This window comes from Aquariibacter albus (assembly GCF_014145335.1).
Taxonomy (GTDB): domain Bacteria; phylum Pseudomonadota; class Gammaproteobacteria; order Burkholderiales; family Burkholderiaceae_C; genus Aquariibacter; species Aquariibacter albus.
In genome coordinates, this window is the sequence record NZ_JACIVI010000001.1 from 1,063,156 (window position 1) to 1,081,141 (window position 17,986).

A 17,986-nucleotide genomic window follows, 5' to 3' on the forward strand; every position below is an offset into this window, starting at 1 on the left:
AGCATGGATCCGCTGCCGACCTCCGCCCTTGCCGAAACCGCTGCCGCCAGCGGCCCCATCGAGACCGATGCCGTCATCGTCGGCGCCGGTCCGGTCGGTCTCTTCCAGGTCTTCGAACTCGGCCTGCTGGAGATCAAGGCCCACATCATCGACTCGCTGGCCTACCCCGGCGGCCAGTGCATCGAGCTCTATCCGGACAAGCCGATCTATGACATCCCGGCCGTGCCCGTCTGCACCGGCAAGGAGCTGACGGACAACCTGCTCAAGCAGATCGAACCCTTCGGTGCCACCTTCCATCTGGGCCAGGAAGTCACCCTGGTGCACAAGCGCGAGGACGGCCGCTTCGACCTGGAAACCAGCAAGGGCACGCGCTTCATCACCAAGACCATCTTCATCGCCGGGGGCGTCGGCAGCTTCCAGCCGCGCACGCTGAAGGTGGACGGCCTGGAGGCCTTCGAAGGCAGCCAGGTGCATTACCGCGTGCGCAGCCCGGAGCAGTTCGCCGGCAAGAACCTGGTGATCGTCGGCGGCGGCGACTCCGCCCTGGACTGGGCGCTGAACTTCTGCGGCGGCAATGCCGACGGCAACCCGCACAAGGCCGAGAGCGTCATCCTGATCCACCGCCGCGACGGCTTCCGCGCCGCGCCGGCCAGCGTGGCCAAGATGAAGGAGCTGTGCGAGGCCTACGAGATGCAGTTCATCGTCGGCCAGGTCACCGGCTTCGAGGCCGAGGGCGGCGCACTGAGTCAGATCAAGGTCACCGGCGGCGACGGCGTGACCCGCACCGTGCCGCTGGACCAGCTGCTGGTCTTCTTCGGCCTCAGCCCCAAGCTGGGCCCGATCGCCGAATGGGGCCTGGCCCTGGACCGCAAGCAGATCGCGGTCGACACCGAGAAGTTCGAGACCAGCATCCCCGGCATCTTCGCGGTGGGCGACATCAACACCTACCCGGGCAAGAAGAAGCTCATCCTGTCGGGCTTCCACGAAGCCGCGCTGGCCGCCTTCGCGGCCGCGCCCTACATCTTCCCGGAGAAGCGCATCCACCTGCAGTACACGACCACCAGCCCCAAGCTGCACAAGGTGCTGGGCGTGGAGTCGCCGGTGTTCGACTGAGGCGACAAGCGCTGCGGACCCACGAAGGGGCGCCCGAGGGCGCCCCTTTTCAATGGCGCTTGGCGCGTCGGAAGGTGACGCTGCCCCATCTTGCGCAGGAGGCTGGGCAGGCCTGCTGCTGCGTGTCCCCCGGCCGCTTGGCGGCCTCCTCCTTGACCTTCGCAGCAGGCCTGCCCAGCCTCCTGACGCGCGGCCCAGGATGCGGGCCCGAAACCCGAAGGCGGCCTTGCGGCCCAGGGTGCGGGCCGGAGCTCCGCAAGCGGCATCGCGGTCCAGGGCGCGGGCCTAAACCCCGAGGGTGGCAGCGCGGGGCCGTGCAGGCGCGCAAGGGCGCAGGTCAAGGAGGAGGGCCGCGCAGCGGCCCGGGGGACACGAAGCCCTTGCGCGCCTGCGCGGCCCCGCGCCGCTCCAGCTGCGCGGCCCCGGGCCGCTCCACCCCGGCACAAAGCGCTGAAGGGAAGGAGCCCAGCGCCTTTTCAACGGCGCCGTCCCGGGGCCTGAGCACCCTCGGGCACAGCCCCCAGGGGCTTACTGCAGCGGCGTCTTCTTGCCGTCCTTGTAGACGTAGAGCGTCATGGCCGGGTCCTTGAGCTCGCCATCGGCCTCGAAGACGACCTTGGCCGTCACGCCTTCGTAGTTCGTTTCCTTGAGCTTGGGCGCATAGACCTTGGGGTCGGCGGAATCGGCACGCTTCATGGCGTCGGCCATCACCATCACCGCGTCGTAGACGTAGGGCGCGTAGACCTGGAACTGGCCCGGGAACTTGGCGTCGTAGGCGGCGCGCCAGGCGGCGCCCTTGGGCATCTTGTCGAGTGAGGCACCGCCTTCGGCACAGACCACGCCCTCCAGGGCCTTGGCGCCACCGGACAGCTCGGCGAGCTTGGCGGTGCAGATGCCGTCGCCGCCGAAGACCTTCACGCCACTCAGGCCGAGCTGGTCGAGCTGGCGCAGCATGGGGCCGGCCTGCGGGTCCATGCCGCCGAAGAAGACCGCCTCGGGCGCCTTGTCCTTGATGGCGGTCAGGATGGCCATGAAGTCGGTGGCCTTGTCGTTGGTGTACTGCTCGGCGACGACCTCGATGCCCTGCTCGGCCGCGATCTTCTTGAACACTTCGGCGATGCCCTGGCCGTAGGCGGTGCGGTCGTCGACCACCGCGACCTTCTTCAGGCCGAGGGTCTTGGCGGCGTAGACGGCCAGGCCGGCGCCAAGCGCGTTGTCGTTGGCCAGCAGGCGGTAGGCGGTGGTGAAGCCCTGCTGGCTGTACTTGGGATTGGTCGCCGCGGGGGTGATCTGCGGGATGCCGCAGTCGAAGTAGATCTTCGAGGCCGGAAGGGTGGTGCCCGAGTTCAGATGCCCGACCACGCCGTTGACCTTGGCATCGCAGAGCTTCTGCGCGGCGGCCGTGCCCTGCTTGGGGTCGGCGCCATCGTCCTCGGCCAGCAGTTCGAACTTGACCTTCTTGCCGCCGAGCACGATGCCCTGGGTGTTGAGCTCGTCGATCGCCATGCGGGCGCCGTTCTCGTTGTCCTTGCCGTAGTGGGCCTGGGCGCCGGAGACGGGGCCGACATGGCCGATCTTCACCACCAGGGTGTCGTCGGCCGGCTTGGAGCAGGCGGCCAGCAGCGCGGCGGCAGCCAGGGCCAGGGTCAGCGGCTTGAGCTTGAAGGTCATCGGGAGTCTCCGGGGGCGTGGGAAGGGGACGGGAATCGAGGGGCCGGGCCGCAGGGGCCTCAGCCGTCCATGGGATGGTGGCTGAGCGCGTAGCCGCGGTCGGCGTAATGCCGCCAGCGCTGGCGGCCGGCCAGGCGGCTGGCCGGGTCGGCGCCGACGATGTCGTAGAGCCGGGCGAAGCGCTCGAAGCCCGGCGGGGCCTCGGCGGTCTCGCCGGCCAGGTGCAGCAGGCGTTCGACGTCGGCCGGCACGGACTCGAGCCGCTCGACCAGCCAGACCGGCGTGGGCGCGAGGTGCGGGCCCGGCGGCTGTCCGGCACCCAGCCGGAGGTGCGGCCGGAAGCTCTGCGGGTCGTCGCTCCACAGGTGCTGGCTGATGCGGTCCAGCAATGCGGCCGGGCCCAGCACGGCCAGCCGGGCCCCCTGGGCTTCGGCCTTGCGAAGCAGCTTCATCACGTGGACGAGCGGCTCGGCCACGCCGGTGTGGAACTGGATCTCGGTCATCGCGCGACCGGGTCCGCTGCGCTCAGCCGCGTTCGCCAGCCTGGGCGCGACCGAGCAGGAAGTGGGTCAGCAGCGGCACCGGGCGGCCGGTGGCGCCCTTGGCTGCGCCGGACTTCCAGGCCGTCCCGGCGATGTCCAGATGGGCCCAGCGGTAGGCCTTGGCGAACTTCTTCAGGAAGGCGGCAGCGGTGATCGCGCCGCCCGCCCGACCACCGACATTGCCCATGTCGGCGAAATTGCTCTTCAGGCCTTCGTCGTAGTCGCTGTCCAGCGGCATGCGCCAGGCCAGGTCCAGGGCCTGCTCGCCGGCAGCCAGCAGCTCGGCGGCCAAGGCATCGTCGGGGCTGAAGAGGCCGCTGCGCACGGCGCCCAGGGCGATCACGCAGGCGCCGGTCAGGGTGGCGATGTCGACGACGGCCGCGGGCTTGAAGCGCTCGGCATAGGTCAGCGCGTCGCAGAGGATGAGACGGCCCTCGGCATCGGTGTTGAGGATCTCGATGGTCTGCCCGCTCATGCTGGTGACCACGTCGCCGGGCTTGATCGCACGGCCGTCGGGCATGTTCTCGCAGCTCGGGATCAGGCCGATCACATTGAGCTTGGGCTGCAGTTCGACCAGGGCGCGGAAGGTGCCGAGCACGCTGGCCGCACCGCCCATGTCAAACTTCATCTCGTCCATCTCCGGCGCCGGCTTGATGGAGATGCCGCCGGTGTCGAAGGTGATGCCCTTGCCGACCAGCACGACGGGGGCCTGCTTCTTGGCCGCCCCCTGGTAGTTCAGCACGATGAACTTCGGCGGCTCTTCGGAGCCCTGGGCCACGGCCAGGAAGGAGCCCATGCCGAGCTTCGCGCAGTCCTTGCGTTCCAGCACGGTGCAGCTCAGCTGCGGATGGGCCTTGGCGAGCTTCTGGGCCTCCTCGGCCAGCCAGCTCGGCGTGGCATGGTTGCCCGGGCGGTTCGCGCATTCGCGGGCCAGCTGCAGGCCCAGGCCGATGGCCTGACCGCGCGCGAGGCCGGCCTTCACCGCAGCGGCCTCGGCCTTGGCGCTGGCCAGGCTGATCTTCTGCAGCGCAGGCGCGGCGGCCGCGCTGGGCTTGGTGTGGGTGTAGCGGTAGCTGAACTCCGCAGCCGCCAGGGCCACGGCTTCGGCCTGGGCCTCGCCCAGCGGGGCGCCAGCCGTGGCCAGCAGCAGCTGGCGCACACCGAGCGGCTTGACCGCGGCGAGGCCCAGGGCCACCGCGCTGCGCAGGGCCTTGGCGCTGGCGTCGGCCGCCACCACGAAGAGCAGGCGCGCGGCCTTCAGGCCGGTCGGACGATGCAAGTAGAGGCTGCGGCCGCTTTCGAGCTTCAGGTCGCCGGCGGCGAGGGCCTCGTCGCGCAGGGCCAGCAGCGGTTCGGCCAGGGTCTGGGTCGCGGCTTCGCCGGACAGGACGAGCAGCAGCAAGTCGGTGCTGGCCGAGGCCAGGGCCTCGGGCCCGGCGGTGATCTGACGCAGTTCCATGGGCGGCCGTGAGGAGCGTGGCTCGTTATAAAGTCGGGCGATGTTATTCGATCGCTCGCTGCGCAAGGACCTCGGACGCAGCTTCGGAGCGACCCTGGTGGTCATCCTTGTCATCGTCATCACCAGCTTCCTGGTGCGTGCCCTCAACCAGGCCGCCGGCGGCGACATTGCGCCGCAAGACGTGGCCCTGCTCCTGGGCTATGCCGGCCTGCAGCACCTGCCGACCCTGCTGACGCTTTCCCTGTTCATCGCAGTGGTGAGCACCCTCACCCGCCTCTACCGCGACAGCGAGATGGTGGTCTGGCTCAGCAGCGGCCTGGGCCTGACGCGCTTCGTCGGACCGGTGCTGCGCTCGGCCGCGCCGGTGCTGGCCGCGGTGGCGGTGCTGGCCCTGGTGGTCTGGCCCTGGAGCAACCAGCAGGTGGTCGAGCTGCGTGATCGCTACCAGCGCCGCTCGGACCTGGCCAAGATCGCGCCGGGGCAGTTCATCGCCTCGTCGGACGGGCGGCGCATCTTCTTCGTCGACCGCGACAGCCAGGAGGCCGAGGCCGCCCGGGGCGGCGAGGGCCAGCTCGCACGCAACATCTTCCTGCTCGACCAGCAGGAGCATCAGGAATCGCTGACCGCCGCCCGCGGCGGCCGCATCGAATGGGTCGGCGAGGACCGTTTCGTCGTGCTCGAACAGGGCCAGCGCAATGACCTGGACCTGCAGACCGGGGAACGCCGCCAGGCCCGCTTCGAGACCTACCGCGTGCTGGCTGGCGAGCGCAATGTCGGCCCGGCCGGCGAGCTTCCGGTGAAGGCCCGCAGCACCTGGGCCCTGCTGGCCGAGCCGACGCTGCGCCACCAGGGCGAGCTGGTCTGGCGGGCCGGCCTGGCCCTGGGCGGCGTGCCCCTGGTGCTGTTCGGCATCGGCCTGGCTGCCGGCAACCCGCGCCGTGCCGGCAGCTGGAACCTCTTGCTGGCCCTGCTGGCCTTCGTCCTCTACTACAACCTGCTGCTGCTCTCCCAGACCTGGGTGGCCAGCGGCCGCGCGGCGGCCCTGCCGACCCTGCTGGTCCTGCACGGCGGCAGCCTCCTGGCCGCGCTGGCCCTGATCGCCTGGCGCCAGAACGGCATCAGCCTGGGCCTGCGGCGCACGCGCCGCGCGAACTGACACCATGCGAACCGTCCGCCGCCTGCTGCACGCCGAACTGCTCGGCGCCATCGCCTTCGTGACCCTGGCCTTCCTGGCCCTCTTCTTCTTCATCGACCTGGTCGACGACCTCGACAACCTCGGCCGGGGCGGCTACGGCCTGCACCATGCGCTGGGCTACTGCCTGCTGCTGGTGCCGGGGCACTTCTACGAGCTCTTCCCGATCGCGGTGCTGATCGGCGCGATCTACGCGCTGGCACGGCTGGCGCAGTCGAGCGAGTTCACCATCATGCGCACCGGCGGGCTGGGACCGGGACGGGCCCTGGGCCTGCTCGGCAAGCTCGGTCTGGTCTTCGCACTGCTCACCTTCGTCGTCGGCGATGTGGTGGCCCCCTGGGCCGATCAGCAGGCCGAGACCGTGCATGCGCTGTGGCGGGGCCGTGCCCCGCATGCCGGCCGGGACGGCGCCTGGCTCAAGGACCGGGCCCCGGCCGAGCCCGGCGAGCGGGCCGAGGCCGGCCGCTTCGAGTCGGTCCGCATCGAACGCATCGGCAACGACGGCCGCATGGAGGGCCTGCGGATCTACGCCTTCGATGCCGAAGGCCAGCTGCTCTCGCGGCTGCAAGCCGAGCGCGGCACGCTGCGCGAGGGGGCCTGGCATCTCGAAGGCGTGCGCCGCATCGACTGGCAGCCGCAGGGTGAAGGCGTGGGCCAGCACCTGCCCGCCGAGGAGCGGCTGGCGGAGCTGGTCTGGCCGAGCACCCTGTCGCCCGCGGTGGTGGCCGCTTCGATCACCCGCACCAGCAGCCTGTCGACGCTCAACCTGTGGCGCTACATGCGCCACCTCAGCGAGAACGCGCAGGCCGCGCAGAAGCCGGCGATCCAGTTCTGGAAGAAGGCGCTCTACCCGCTGGCCTGCCTGGTGATGCTGGGCCTGGCCCTGCCCTTTGCCTACCTGCAGGCGCGGCGCGGCGGCGTCAGCCTGAAGGTGTTCGGCGGCATCCTGCTGGGCATCAGCTTCGTGCTGCTGAACAACGTCTCGACCCACCTGGGCCTGCTGCGCGAGTGGACGCCCTGGCTGGCGGCCGGCGCGCCGAGTGCGGTCTACCTGCTGCTTTCGCTGGCAGCTTTCACCTGGCTGGTGCGTACCCGATGAGCCCGACCTCCGACCTGGCCGCCGACGGCGTGCTGCTCTTCGCCCACGGCGCGCGCGACCCGGCCTGGGCCGGCCCCTTCGAAGGCGTGGCCGCCCGGCTGCGCGCACAGGCGCCCGGGCTGAAGGTGGCCCTGGGCTTCCTCGAGTTCATGCAGCCCAGCCTGGCCGAAGCGGGTGCCGCGCTGGCGCAGGCGGGCTGCCGGCATGTGCGGGTGGTGCCGCTCTTCCTGGGGGCGGGCGGCCATGTGCGCAAGGACCTGCCGGCCCTGCTGGAGGCCCTGCGCGAGGCCCAGCCGGGCTGCCGCTACAGCCTGGCGCCGGCCGTCGGCGAACTCGACCCGGTGGTCGCTGCGATGGCGGAAGCGGCCCGCGCCCTGGCGGCTGACCCGGCCGCGGTGCCGCGCCACGACGCCGTGCCGATGCCATGAACCTGCACCAGTTCCGCTTCATCCAGGAGGCGGCGCGCCGCAACCTGAACCTGACCGAGACGGCCAAGGCGCTCTACACCTCGCAGCCCGGCATCAGCAAGGCCATCCTGGAGCTGGAGGAGGAACTCGGCATCGACATCTTCGTGCGCCACGGCAAGCGCCTGAAGCGCATCACCGAGCCGGGCCAGCGCGTGCTGCAGGCGGTGGACGTGATCCTGCGCGAGGTGGCCAACCTCAAGCGCATCGGCGAGGAATACAGCAAGCAGGACAGCGGCACCCTGGTGATCGCCACCACCCACACCCAGGCGCGCTACCTGCTGCCGGGACCGCTGGTCGCGCTGCGCAAGCGCCATCCGAAAGTCGTCGTCACCCTGCTGGAGGCCGCGCCGCCCCAGGTCGCGCAGATGCTGCTGGAGGACCGTGCCGACGTCGGCCTGGCCACCGAGGCCCTGGCCGGCACCGAGGGCCTGCTGAGCCTGCCCTGCTACGAATGGCAGCACATGCTGGTGATGCCGGCCGACCATCCGCTGGCCGCGACCGAGCGCCTGACCCTGGAGCAGATCGCCCGCGAGCCCGTGGTCTCCTACAGCGCGGCCTACGCCGGGCGCACCCGCATCGACCAGGCCTTCGCCCTCAAGGGCCTGAGCCCGCAGGTGGTGCTGGAAGCCACCGACGCCGACGTGATCAAGACCTATGTGCGCCACGGCATGGGCCTGGGCATCGTGCCGGAGATCACCGTGAAGGACGACCCGGCCTGCGCCGCCGGCGGCGACCTGGTCGTGCGGCCGATGGGCCAGTTCTTCGGCCGCAACACCACGCGCATCGCCTTCAAGCGCAGCGCCTACCTGCGCAGCTTCGTCTACACCTTTGCGGAGCTGGTGTCCGAGCGCATGAACCGCAGCCTGATCGAGAAGCTGATGGCCGGCCAGGCCGAACACTACGAGCTCTGAGCCCCGCCCCGCCATGAACGCCCTCCGCACCGCCCCGCCACCCGCGGTCCGAAGCCGCCTGCCGCAGGTCGGCACGACCATCTTCAGCGTGATGTCCGCCCTGGCGCAGCAGCACGATGCGGTGAACCTCGGCCAGGGCTTCCCGGACTTCGGCTGCGATCCGCGACTGATCGATGCGGTCGAGCGTGCCATGCGCGCGGGCCACAACCAGTACGCGCCGATGCCGGGCGTCGCCGCGCTGCGCGAGCGTCTGGCCGAGAAGATCGCCGCGCTGCACGGCCGGGCCTACGACCCGGGGCAGGAGATCACCATCACCGCCGGCGCGACCCAGGCGGTGTTCACGGCCCTGCTGGCCTTCACCCAGCCGGGCGACGAGGTGATCGTGCTGGAGCCGGCCTTCGACAGCTATGCGCCGGGCATCGCGCTGGTCGGCGCCCGCATGGTGCGGGTGGCGCTGGACGCCGACTTCCGGCCCGACTTCGACGCCCTCGCCGCCGCCATCACGCCGCGCACGCGGCTGATCCTGACGAACACGCCGCACAACCCCAGCGGCACGATCTGGTCGGCGCAGGATCTGGACCGCCTGCACGCCCTGCTGGCCCCGACCGACATCCTGCTGCTGAGCGACGAGGTCTACGAGCACATGGTCTACGACGGCCGCGCGCATGCCAGCGCGGCCGGCCACCCGGGCCTGGCCGCGCGCAGCGTGGTGATCTCCAGCTTCGGCAAGACCTACCACGTGACCGGCTGGAAGATCGGCAGCGTGGCCGCGCCGGCCGAGCTGAGCGCCGAGTTCCGCAAGGTCCACCAGTTCAATGTCTTCGCGGTCAGCTCGGCCGTGCAGCAGGGCCTGGCCGAGCACCTGCGCGACCCGGCCCCCTACCGGGAGCTGTCGGCCTTCTACCAGGCCAAGCGCGACCGCTTCCGGGACGGCCTGGCCGCCACACCGCTGCGGCTGCGGCCCTGCGAGGGCAGCTACTTCCAGGTGGTCGACTACGGCGGCCTGCGGCCGGAGCTCGCCGCGCTCGACGAGGAGGCCCTGGCGCGCTGGATGACGCGCGAGATCGGCGTGACCGCCATCCCCATGTCGGCTTTCTATGCCGACGGGCGGCAGCGCCAGCAGATCCGCTTCTGCTTCGCCAAGCGCGACGACACGCTCGACCGCGCGTTGGACCGGCTGGCCCGGCTCTGAGCCGGGCCGGGCGCTCAGCCCGCCGACCCCGGGGCCGAGGGGCTCTCGTCGCCGACGGGCAGTTCGATGTCGACCTCGGTCACCGCGATCTGACGGGCCACGTCGCAGGCGATCGCGTGCAGCAGCATCAGCTCGCGATACGCCGACAGGTCGAAACGCTGACGATCAGGTCGGCCGGCGGCGGGCCGCCGCAAGCTCTTGCCCAGGGTGGAGGCGGCCCGCAGCGGGTTCGGCCAGATCGCCACCAGGCGGGCCAGCGCCAGGGGATGTGCCTCCAGGCCGCGGTCCGGGCCGGTGTGGGCTTCCCAGGCCGGCATGGCCAGATTGAAGCGGGCCTCGGTGCGCAGGCGCAGCGCCTCCCAGGCTTCACGGTCGCCATGGCGGCTCAGGATGTCGGCCAGCTTGAGGTGCAGGCGCGGGGTCGGCGCGGCGTCCAGCGCCTCGGCGAGCAAGCCCTTGGCGGCCTCGTCCTGGCCCAGGGCGAGGAAGAAGTCGGCCTGCTGCTCGACATCGACGAGGCTGTCGGTGGCCAGTAACTCGTCCCAGCCCTCAGACGTCGGGGTGACAGGGCCAAGCGCAGGCTCAGGCTGAGTCCGCAAGCGGCCGGCCAGCAACTCTGCCTCCCCGGGAAGCGCTGCATAGGACGCGGGTCCGGTGTCCGGCGCTTCGAGCGCACTCTGACTCAGCCGGGCTCGGGCGACATCGGCCCGAGTACTGGCTTGGTGACTGGTCGAAGGCAACGCGGTTCTCTGTCTGGCGGACACAGGCAGATGCAGGGTACGCCCAGGATCGGGCAGGAAACGCATGCGCCAACGCCAGCCGAGCAAGACCACCAGCAGACCCAAGCCGACCAGCACGAACAGGCTCATTCCCGGGCGGCTTTGGGACTGGACAGCAGCCGCAATCTGGGTTCCGGCCGAAGCCGCCGATCGAATCGGCTCGGGGCCAGCGTGAACCGTGTCACCCAAAACCGATGCGCAACCCGAAGCAATCCAGCGGATCTGGTTAAAAAGGGCTTTGCTGGGCATGCGGTCCTGAGAATCACCGTACGTGGCGTTCACTCTACCATTAAGCTCCGGAGAGTCTTCCGTTGTAGACATGTACGCAATCATGTATGCAAAGTCCTGAGCCTGCTGTAGGCAAGCAGCCGGGCGTGCGGATCAACACAACCATGCTTCCGAACAGGCCGCCCTGAGAGACGGGGCGCAGCTTCCGAAACAGTGCGTTCGCTCAGAACACCGACACCTTCTCCAATGAACAAAGGCAGGCAGCTAGCCAAGGTAGCGCATCAGGACTGGCCTGCGATCTCGGTGAGATCTCGAGCCCGGCCTGCTTTCAGGTCAAGGCTGGGGAACTGCCGCGGTGCAAAAGGGGAGACGAAATTGCTGGAGGGTTGCATGGCCGCAGGTCCAGATATTTGACACGCTGGGCCAAGCGGGTGACGGACATGCATCATCCGACTTCCTGCGATGAAGTCGCTGAATTGTTTGGTTCCGCGCTGAACGGTCCTGCAAGGAGATCTGCTGCAAAGTCGAGCGCGGGCCCCTGTGCATGCTGACCGTGAGCGACCACGGCGCTTGATCAGCTACCTGCCCGGTTCCATCTAGACCAGCGGACGGGACGGCACTGGCTGCATCTTCTGGCCACGCGCCGGCTCGGCCGCCACCAAATGTGCCTGCCGCAACGCCCGCTGCAGGAGGCCCCAAGCCCGATCCAGGAGTTCCGGAGACAGATCGCCAGACACCTCCAAGCGCAGCTCAACGCGACCCCGCAAAGTCAGCAACTGCATGGCCTGATTTCCTGGTAGCCAGGTCCAGCTCTCGGCCAAGGCTTCAGCCAAGCCGCCTTCAAGCCAGACCTGTACCGTCCAGGGCGCCGGCGCAACGGCGCGAAAGCGCTCACGCAGCGGTTTCATGGCCGGCAAGATCAACGGCGGATACATGGCCAACCAGCGCATCGGTTCGCTGAAACCGGGATCAAGACGGGTCTGCGCGGTCGCAGTCAGACGTGTGTAAATCGCACGCTCCAAGCGCTCGGCCAGCCCGCGGCTCAGCAACAACATCTGCAGCCGAGGCGGCAGGCCAGCGTCAACCCGCAGGCGCAACACTGGATCTCGCAACCCATCGAGGGTCAGCGTTCCCCACTCGACCCGTACAGCACCCAAGTCGGACTGCCCGCTCAAACCCCAGCCCCCTTGTGTGGCCAGCGGCTGCGCGACCCACCCATGGCTTCGACCCCAGGACCTCAAGAGCCCGGCGGCTGGCTTGGGAGGACGACGCCGCAGCAAACTCCAGACGGCTGACCACATGACGGATGCGCTGCTAAGGTGAGACGTCTCGTGCCAGTTGGCGCGGGCCGTCGTCGGCGGAACCGACTGCATCCAACGCCACGGTCATCATGGTCACAGTGTATTCATGGCCGACACCCAATGGCCACAAGGTCCACATCCTGCTGGAAGAGTGCGGCCTGCCCTATCAGGTCGAGCCGGTCGACATCGGCGCGGGCGCGCAGTTCGACCCGGCCTTCCTCGCGATCAGCCCGAACAACAAGATCCCCGCGCTGGTGGACCCGGACGGCCCGGGGGGGGCACCGATCAGCCTGTTCGAGTCCGGCGCGATCCTGATGTACCTGGCCGAGAAGACCGGCCGCTTCCTGCCGTCCGAGCCGCGGGCGCGCTGGTCGGTGCTGCAGTGGCTGATGTTCCAGATGGGCGGCGTCGGGCCGATGCTGGGCCAGGCGCATCACTTCCGCCTGTATGCGCCCGAACCGATCGACTATGCGATCGAGCGCTACACGCGCGAGGCCCGGCGGATCTATGGCGTGATGGACCAGCGTCTGGTCCACAGCGCCTGGCTGGCGGGTGAGGACTACTCGATCGCCGACATCGCCGTCTGGCCCTGGCTGCGTACGGCCGAGCGACAGGGCGTCGACTGGAGCGATTTCCCCCGGCTGAAGGCCTGGTTCGACCGCATCGCCGAGCGGCCGGCCGTCCAGCGTGGCCTCGCGGTGCTGGCCGATCGCCGCAAGCCGCTGACCGACGAGAAAGCCCGCGCGCTGCTGTTCGGCCAGGGCCCGAAGGCCTGAGCCTGCCCAGGCCCCTCAGGCCGACGCGGCCCGGGCCGTGTCGGCCACGATACGGCCCGCCTCCAGCCGCAGCTGGCGGTCGCAACGGGCCGCCAGGCCCAGGTCGTGGGTGACCATCACCAGGGTCGTGCCGCGCTCGCGGTTCAGGGCCAGCATCAGCTGCATGACCGTCTCGCCGGTCGCGTGGTCCAGGCTGCCGGTCGGCTCGTCGGCCAGCAGCAGGGCTGGCTCGACGACGAAGGCCCGTGCCAGGGCCACCCGCTGCTGCTCGCCACCGGAAAGCTTGCGCGGCGTGTGGCCGAGGCGGGCCCCCAGGCCGACCCGTTCCAGCATGGCCACCGCGCGGTCGCGGGCGCGCGGATCGCCCTGCAGTTCCAGCGGAAGCATCACGTTCTCCAGCGCGCTGAGGTGGGCCATCAGCTGGAAGCTCTGAAAGACGAAACCCAGATGGCGTGCCCGCCAGGCCGCGCGGGCGTCCTCGTCCATGGCATACAGATCGACGCCGCCGATCCGCACCGTGCCGCGGCTTGGCCGGTCCAGCCCGGCCAGCAGGGCCAGCAGGGTGCTCTTGCCGGAGCCGGAGGCCCCGACAATCGCACAGGACTGACGCGCTGCCAGGCTGAAGTGGATGTCGTCCAGCAGGGTCAGCAAGCCCGCAGCGTCCTCGACCGTTCGGCCGAGGTGCTCAACCGCCATCAAAATCTCGCCCATGAACTCCGTTCCCCCAAGCCCCGGCTCGCATGAAAACCGGGGCACCGACCGGGCACTTCCCTCCCTGCGGCCCCAGGGGCGCGACTTTAGCGGTGGCACGGGACGGCGTCGGACCCTCGCCGCCTTGGGCGTGCTGGCGGCAGGCCTGCTCGGCGGCGGCCTGTGGCTCGGCCGCCTGCCCGCACTTCAGGCAGCCCCGCCGCCCACCGTGCTGGTGCTCGGCGACAGCCTCTCGGCCGAGTACGGCCTGCGCCGCGACAGCGGCTGGGTGGCCTTGCTGCAGGCTCGTCTGGTGCAGCGCAAGCTGCCGCATCAGGTCGTCAATGCCAGCATCAGCGGCGAGACCAGCTCCGGCGGCCGCCAGCGCCTGCCGGCCCTGCTGGCGCGGCACCGGCCGGCGGTGGTCGTCATCGAGCTGGGCGGCAACGATGCGCTGCGCGGCCTGGCGCTGGGCGCGACCGAGGACCACCTGCGCGCCATGGCCCGCGCGGTGCGCGCGGCCGGCGCCCGCCTGCTGCTGCTGGGCATGCAGATCCCGCCCAACTACGGCCGCCGCTACAGCGAGGACTTCGCCGCCCTCTTCCCCCGCATCGCACGCGAGGAGGGCGCCGCCCTGCTGCCCTTCTTCCTGGATGCGGTGGCCGCGCCGGCCGACCTGAACCGCTACTTCCAGCCCGACCGCATCCACCCCAACGAAGCCGCCCAGCCGCGCATGCTCGACAGCGTCTGGCCCGTGCTGGAGCCGCTGCTGCGCAGCCCGGCCGCTGCGCGCTGAGCCGGCGGGGCGCCTCAGTCCTCGTCCGCCGCCGCGTCCAGGCCGGGGAAGAGCACCTCGGTGTAGCCAAAGCGCCGGAAGTCGCGTACCCGCATGGGGTAGAGCATGCCGATCAGGTGGTCGCACTCATGCTGGACCACGCGGGCGTGGAAGCCCTCCGCCTCGCGCTCGATCAGCCGGCCCTGCGGATCGAGGCCCTCATAGCGGATCCGAGACCAGCGCGGCACCACGCCACGCAGGCCGGGCACCGAGAGGCAGCCCTCCCAGCCCTCTTCCTCCGCCTCGCCGAGCGGCGTGATGCGAGGGTTCAGCAAGACGGTGCGCGGCACTGGCGGCGCCTCCGGGTACCTCGGGTTCGGCGCGCCGCTGCCGAAGATCACCACCTGCCAGTCCTCGCCGATCTGCGGCGCGGCCAGGCCGGCGCCGTTCGCGGCGGCCATGGTGTCCTCCAGGTCGCGGATCAGCGCATGCAGCGCCGGGCTGTCGAAGTCGCGCACCGGCTGCGCCACGCGCAGCAGGCGCGGGTCGCCCATCTTCAACAAGGGACGCACGGGCATCGCAAGCTCTCCTCTCCGCGGCGCCCCGACGGCACCGCGCCGGGCCCGAGCATGCCAGCCCGGACGGCGAGCCGCAGAATGCGGCGGCCGGCGCGCTGCGCCCTTGCCGCCTTGCTCCCTGCCCATGGCCCGACCGCCCCGCACCCCGCCCGCCCCCGCCCCGGCCGACTTCGGCAAGCCCTTGCAGGGCGGGCGGCTGCGGCTCTACACCATCATCTTCGAGGCCGAAACCCGCGCGGGCCGAGCCTTCGACATTGCGCTGATCCTGGCCATCCTGGCCAGCGTCGCGGTCGTCATCGCCGACAGCGTGGCCCCGCTGCGGGCCCGCCACGGCACGCTCTTCGGCGTGCTGGAATGGGTCTTCACCCTGGTCTTCACGGTCGAATACCTCGCCCGCCTGGCCTGCGTGCGGCATCCGCTGCGCTACGCCACCAGCTTCTACGGCGTGATCGACCTGCTGGCGGTGCTGCCGACCTATCTGGCCTTCTTCGTGCCGGAGCTGCATGCCCTGATCGATGTGCGCCTGCTGCGGCTGCTGCGCGTCTTCCGCATCTTCAAGCTCGGCGCCTACGTCGAGGAGTACGGCGCGCTCGGCCGTGCGCTGCGGGCCTCGCGGCGCAAGATCGCCGTCTTCCTGTCCTTCGTGCTGCTGGTCGTCACCGTGATGGGCACGCTGATGTATGTGGTCGAGGGGCCGGAACACGGCTTCACCAGCATCCCCACTGCGATCTATTGGGCCATCACCACCATGACCACGGTGGGCTTCGGCGACCTCACGCCCAAGACCGACCTCGGCCGCCTGATCGCCTCGGTGATGATGCTGCTGGGCTGGGGCACGCTGGCCGTGCCCACCGGCATCGTCACCGCCGAGTTCACCGCCCAGCGCCTGGTGCGCGAACCCACCACCCGCAGCTGCCACGAATGCCTGAGCGAGGGTCACCTGCCCACCGCCCGCTTCTGCCGCGACTGCGGGGCCCCGCTGCCCGACTTCCAGCGCGACGGGGCCTAGGCCCGCCGTTCAGCGCAGGCGGGGCAGATCAGGATCGACCCCCATGCGCCGTCCGACTGGCTCACGGGGGACGCTCGACCTTCGTGGGCATCCACGGCTCGATCCCCGAGGTCCGGGGCTCCGCCCGGGAACCTCTCGTAACAACGATCGGCTCCGTGGTAAAAATTTTGGGGAGGTTCCCCTTCGGTGGCCTGGTGTCATCCCTTGCTTGCCAGGCTTGATGAGACCGAAACGGCTGCAGCCCTACCGCCCTGGTCAAACGGATACACGACCTGCCCTCCGGTCCAGCCTTGGGCGCCCGAGGGCGGCGGGTGATGCTGATTGCGTGCTTGGCCAACGGTTCCTAAATTTATTTCCAGGAGTTGACGATGCTGAAAGTGAAACCGCTGATTCTCGGTACGAGCCTGTTCGCGATGGCCCTGGGCGTGGCCACGGCCGCGCCGGTGACCTATCTGTACACGGGCAATCTGTTCGACACCTTCGTCGGACCAGCCAGCAATGGTCCGGAGACGCGAATTGCCGCGAAGGTCACGTTTGATCAGGCGTACGTCAACGCAGCGGTCAACAAGAACAGCATCCTCGATTTCGAGATGTCCACCGATGGGCTCAATTTCAGCCCGGCCAGCAACTATTTTCTGGTGACGGGAGACTTCACATTCAGCGCGGGCAACATCACCGAGTGGGACCTGTTCACCCTGGCGGCGAATCCCCGCCTGCACACCACCCACCTGCAGGACCTTTCGTATTACCAGGTCGGTCCGCACATCGTTTCCCAAAACTCGGTGAGCAACCAACCGGGTCAATGGGTGCTGCAGACGGCCTCGGTTCCCGCCCCGGTTCCGGAGCCGGGGACCTATGCCCTGATGCTCCTGGGGCTGGGATGCGTGGCGGCTGCAGTCCGTCGCGGCCGGCGCTGATCCGGCACGGCGTGCGGGGCGGGCGGATCCCATCCGCTCCCGTCCTCGATCCCCTGGGTCGGGGGCGGCAGATGCAGCCTCCGACCCGGAGCGTGTCGGCACGGCCCGTGTCGACCCGCACGCCAGCATCTCACTTGGACGGGACCTTGCCCTCGACGCCCTTCAGGTAGAAATCGACCTTGTCCTTCCACGCCTGGTCGGCCTTCACGCCGGCGGCCAGCACCTCGGCCCCGGCGGTGCTGGTCAGCGGGCCGGTGAACACTTCGAGGCTGCCCTCCTTCAGGCCCGCCTTGGCGGCTTCGAGCTTGGCCAGGGCGTCGGGCGGCAGGCCGTCCATGAGCTTGACCAGCGCGTTCTGGCCCTCCTTCACGCCCCAGATCGTGCGGCCGGTCGTCCAGCTGCCGTCGAGCACCTGGCCGATCGCCTGCTTGTAGTAGCCGCCCCAGTCGACGATGGCGGACGCCAGGTGGGCCTTGGGCGCCACCGCGCTCATGTCGCTGTCCCAGCCGAAGGCGTACTTGCCGTTCTTCTCGGCGGTCTGCAGCACGGCGGAGGAGTCGGTGTTCTGCAGCAGCACGTCGGCGCCGGCGTTGATCAGCGACTGCGCGGCCTCGCCTTCCTTCGGCGGATCGAACCAGGAGCTGACCCAGACCACCTTGGTCTTGATCTTGGGGTTCACCGACTGCGCGCCCAGGGTGTAGGCGTTGATGTTGCGCAGCACCTCGGGGATGGGGAAGGAGGCGACGAAGCCCAGCGTGCCGGTCTTGCTCATGGCCCCGGCAACGATGCCGGCCAGGTAGGCATCCTCGTAGAACTTCGCGTCGTAGACGCGGAGGTTGGCGGCCGTCTTGTAGCCGGTGGCATGTTCGAACTTGACGTCGGGGAAGTCGGCCGCCACCTTCAGCATCGGTTCCATGTAGCCGAAGGACGTCGCGAAGATGATCTTGTGGCCCTGCTCGACCAGGTCGCGGATCACGCGTTCGGCGTCGGCACCCTCGGGCACCTTCTCGACGAAGCTGGTCTGCACCTTGTCGCCGAAGGCGGCCTCGACGGCCTTGCGACCCTGGTCGTGGGCATAGGTCCAGCCAGCGTCGCCGACCGGACCGACATAGACCCAGGCCGCCTTCAGCGGCGCGGGGGCGGCGGCGGGCGCCGAGGCGGCCTCGGCCGCGGGCGGCGGCTCGGACTTGCCGCAACCCTGCAGCAGCACGGCGGCGGCCAGCGGGGCCAGGGCCGCCAGGCGGATCAGGGCACGCTTGCGGGAATCGAACATGGACGCTCCTGGGA

At 69.9% G+C, this 17,986-nt stretch carries 18 protein-coding genes; 10 read left to right on the forward strand and 8 right to left on the reverse strand.

Going from position 1 to position 17,986, the window contains the following annotated elements; translation table 11 throughout:
- Positions 1 to 3: 3 nt before the first annotated feature.
- Positions 4 to 1,113 (forward strand): NAD(P)/FAD-dependent oxidoreductase, encoded by a 1,110-nt coding sequence (locus tag H4F90_RS04785; protein WP_182661959.1) that lies wholly within the window; start codon positions 4 to 6, stop codon positions 1,111 to 1,113.
- A 528-nt stretch (positions 1,114 to 1,641) separates the two neighbouring features.
- Here the strand turns inward: H4F90_RS04785 and H4F90_RS04790 are convergent.
- The 3 genes from H4F90_RS04790 to H4F90_RS04800 are packed head-to-tail and all read right to left on the reverse strand — an operon-like array spanning position 1,642 to position 4,785.
- Positions 1,642 to 2,784: a branched-chain amino acid ABC transporter substrate-binding protein gene (locus H4F90_RS04790; protein ID WP_182661961.1), complete on the reverse strand. Its 1,143-nt coding sequence runs from the start codon at positions 2,782 to 2,784 to the stop codon at positions 1,642 to 1,644.
- Positions 2,785 to 2,843: 59 nt separating this feature from the next.
- Positions 2,844 to 3,287 (reverse strand): DNA polymerase III subunit chi, encoded by a 444-nt coding sequence (locus tag H4F90_RS04795; protein ID WP_182661963.1) that lies wholly within the window; start codon positions 3,285 to 3,287, stop codon positions 2,844 to 2,846.
- A 22-nt stretch (positions 3,288 to 3,309) separates the two neighbouring features.
- Positions 3,310 to 4,785 carry a leucyl aminopeptidase gene (locus H4F90_RS04800; RefSeq protein WP_182661965.1) on the reverse strand — a complete coding sequence of 492 codons (1,476 nt, stop codon included), beginning with the start codon at positions 4,783 to 4,785 and terminating at the stop codon, positions 3,310 to 3,312.
- 40 nt (positions 4,786 to 4,825) lie between these two features.
- Here H4F90_RS04800 and lptF point away from each other — a divergent pair, with 40 nt between their 5' ends.
- From lptF to H4F90_RS04825, 5 genes are read left to right on the forward strand one after another with little or no spacing between them, the layout of a single operon-like run.
- Entirely contained in the window at positions 4,826 to 5,941 is a 1,116-nt protein-coding gene (gene lptF / locus H4F90_RS04805; RefSeq protein ID WP_182661967.1) for an LPS export ABC transporter permease LptF, read from the forward strand.
- Between the two features lie 4 nt (positions 5,942 to 5,945).
- A complete protein-coding gene (lptG, locus tag H4F90_RS04810; protein WP_182661969.1) occupies positions 5,946 to 7,076 on the forward strand; it encodes an LPS export ABC transporter permease LptG in 1,131 nt (376 codons plus the stop codon).
- On the forward strand, positions 7,073 to 7,504 hold the full coding sequence (locus tag H4F90_RS04815) for a sirohydrochlorin chelatase (RefSeq protein WP_182661971.1): 432 nt from the start codon (positions 7,073 to 7,075) through the stop codon (positions 7,502 to 7,504). The genes lptG and H4F90_RS04815 overlap by 4 nt, the downstream gene beginning before the upstream one ends.
- A complete protein-coding gene (locus H4F90_RS04820; RefSeq protein ID WP_182661973.1) occupies positions 7,501 to 8,454 on the forward strand; it encodes a CysB family HTH-type transcriptional regulator in 954 nt (317 codons plus the stop codon). The genes H4F90_RS04815 and H4F90_RS04820 overlap by 4 nt, the downstream gene beginning before the upstream one ends.
- Positions 8,455 to 8,467: 13 nt before the next feature.
- Positions 8,468 to 9,646: a methionine aminotransferase gene (locus H4F90_RS04825; protein ID WP_182661975.1), complete on the forward strand. Its 1,179-nt coding sequence runs from the start codon at positions 8,468 to 8,470 to the stop codon at positions 9,644 to 9,646.
- A gap of 14 nt (positions 9,647 to 9,660) precedes the next feature.
- Here the strand turns inward: H4F90_RS04825 and H4F90_RS04830 are convergent, their stop codons facing one another.
- Both H4F90_RS04830 and H4F90_RS04835 read right to left on the reverse strand, forming a co-directional pair.
- Positions 9,661 to 10,707 (reverse strand): type IV pilus assembly protein FimV, encoded by a 1,047-nt coding sequence (locus H4F90_RS04830; protein ID WP_182661977.1) that lies wholly within the window; start codon positions 10,705 to 10,707, stop codon positions 9,661 to 9,663.
- Positions 10,708 to 11,249: 542 nt separating this feature from the next.
- Positions 11,250 to 11,708 carry a hypothetical protein gene (locus tag H4F90_RS04835; RefSeq protein ID WP_182661979.1) on the reverse strand — a complete coding sequence of 153 codons (459 nt, stop codon included), beginning with the start codon at positions 11,706 to 11,708 and terminating at the stop codon, positions 11,250 to 11,252.
- Positions 11,709 to 12,043: 335 nt separating this feature from the next.
- Between H4F90_RS04835 and H4F90_RS04840 the strand changes: the two genes are divergently transcribed.
- The gene (locus H4F90_RS04840) at positions 12,044 to 12,730 is read left to right on the forward strand and encodes a glutathione binding-like protein (RefSeq protein ID WP_182661981.1); all 687 of its coding nucleotides are present in this window, start codon (positions 12,044 to 12,046) and stop codon (positions 12,728 to 12,730) included.
- 15 nt (positions 12,731 to 12,745) lie between these two features.
- On the opposite strand, the gene H4F90_RS04845 is transcribed toward H4F90_RS04840, so the two are convergent.
- Positions 12,746 to 13,441, reverse strand: a complete 696-nt coding sequence (locus H4F90_RS04845; RefSeq protein ID WP_182661983.1) for an ABC transporter ATP-binding protein — start codon at positions 13,439 to 13,441, stop codon at positions 12,746 to 12,748.
- 130 nt (positions 13,442 to 13,571) lie between these two features.
- On the opposite strand from H4F90_RS04845, the gene H4F90_RS04850 reads away from it, so the two are divergent.
- The gene (locus tag H4F90_RS04850; RefSeq protein ID WP_407926171.1) at positions 13,572 to 14,216 is read left to right on the forward strand and encodes an arylesterase; all 645 of its coding nucleotides are present in this window, start codon (positions 13,572 to 13,574) and stop codon (positions 14,214 to 14,216) included.
- 14 nt (positions 14,217 to 14,230) lie between these two features.
- Here the strand turns inward: H4F90_RS04850 and H4F90_RS04855 are convergent, their stop codons facing one another.
- Positions 14,231 to 14,773, reverse strand: coding sequence for a peptide deformylase (locus H4F90_RS04855; protein ID WP_182661987.1), 543 nt, complete (start codon positions 14,771 to 14,773; stop codon positions 14,231 to 14,233).
- A 124-nt stretch (positions 14,774 to 14,897) separates the two neighbouring features.
- Between H4F90_RS04855 and H4F90_RS04860 the strand changes: the two genes are divergently transcribed.
- Together H4F90_RS04860 and H4F90_RS04865 are read left to right on the forward strand one after the other, a co-directional pair.
- The gene (locus H4F90_RS04860; protein WP_182661989.1) at positions 14,898 to 15,782 is read left to right on the forward strand and encodes an ion transporter; all 885 of its coding nucleotides are present in this window, start codon (positions 14,898 to 14,900) and stop codon (positions 15,780 to 15,782) included.
- Positions 15,783 to 16,150: 368 nt separating this feature from the next.
- A complete protein-coding gene (locus H4F90_RS04865) occupies positions 16,151 to 16,699 on the forward strand; it encodes a PEP-CTERM sorting domain-containing protein (protein ID WP_182661991.1) in 549 nt (182 codons plus the stop codon).
- Positions 16,700 to 16,829: 130 nt separating this feature from the next.
- Here the strand turns inward: H4F90_RS04865 and H4F90_RS04870 are convergent, their stop codons facing one another.
- Positions 16,830 to 17,972 carry a BMP family ABC transporter substrate-binding protein gene (locus H4F90_RS04870; RefSeq protein WP_182661994.1) on the reverse strand — a complete coding sequence of 381 codons (1,143 nt, stop codon included), beginning with the start codon at positions 17,970 to 17,972 and terminating at the stop codon, positions 16,830 to 16,832.
- Positions 17,973 to 17,986: the final 14 nt, after the last annotated feature.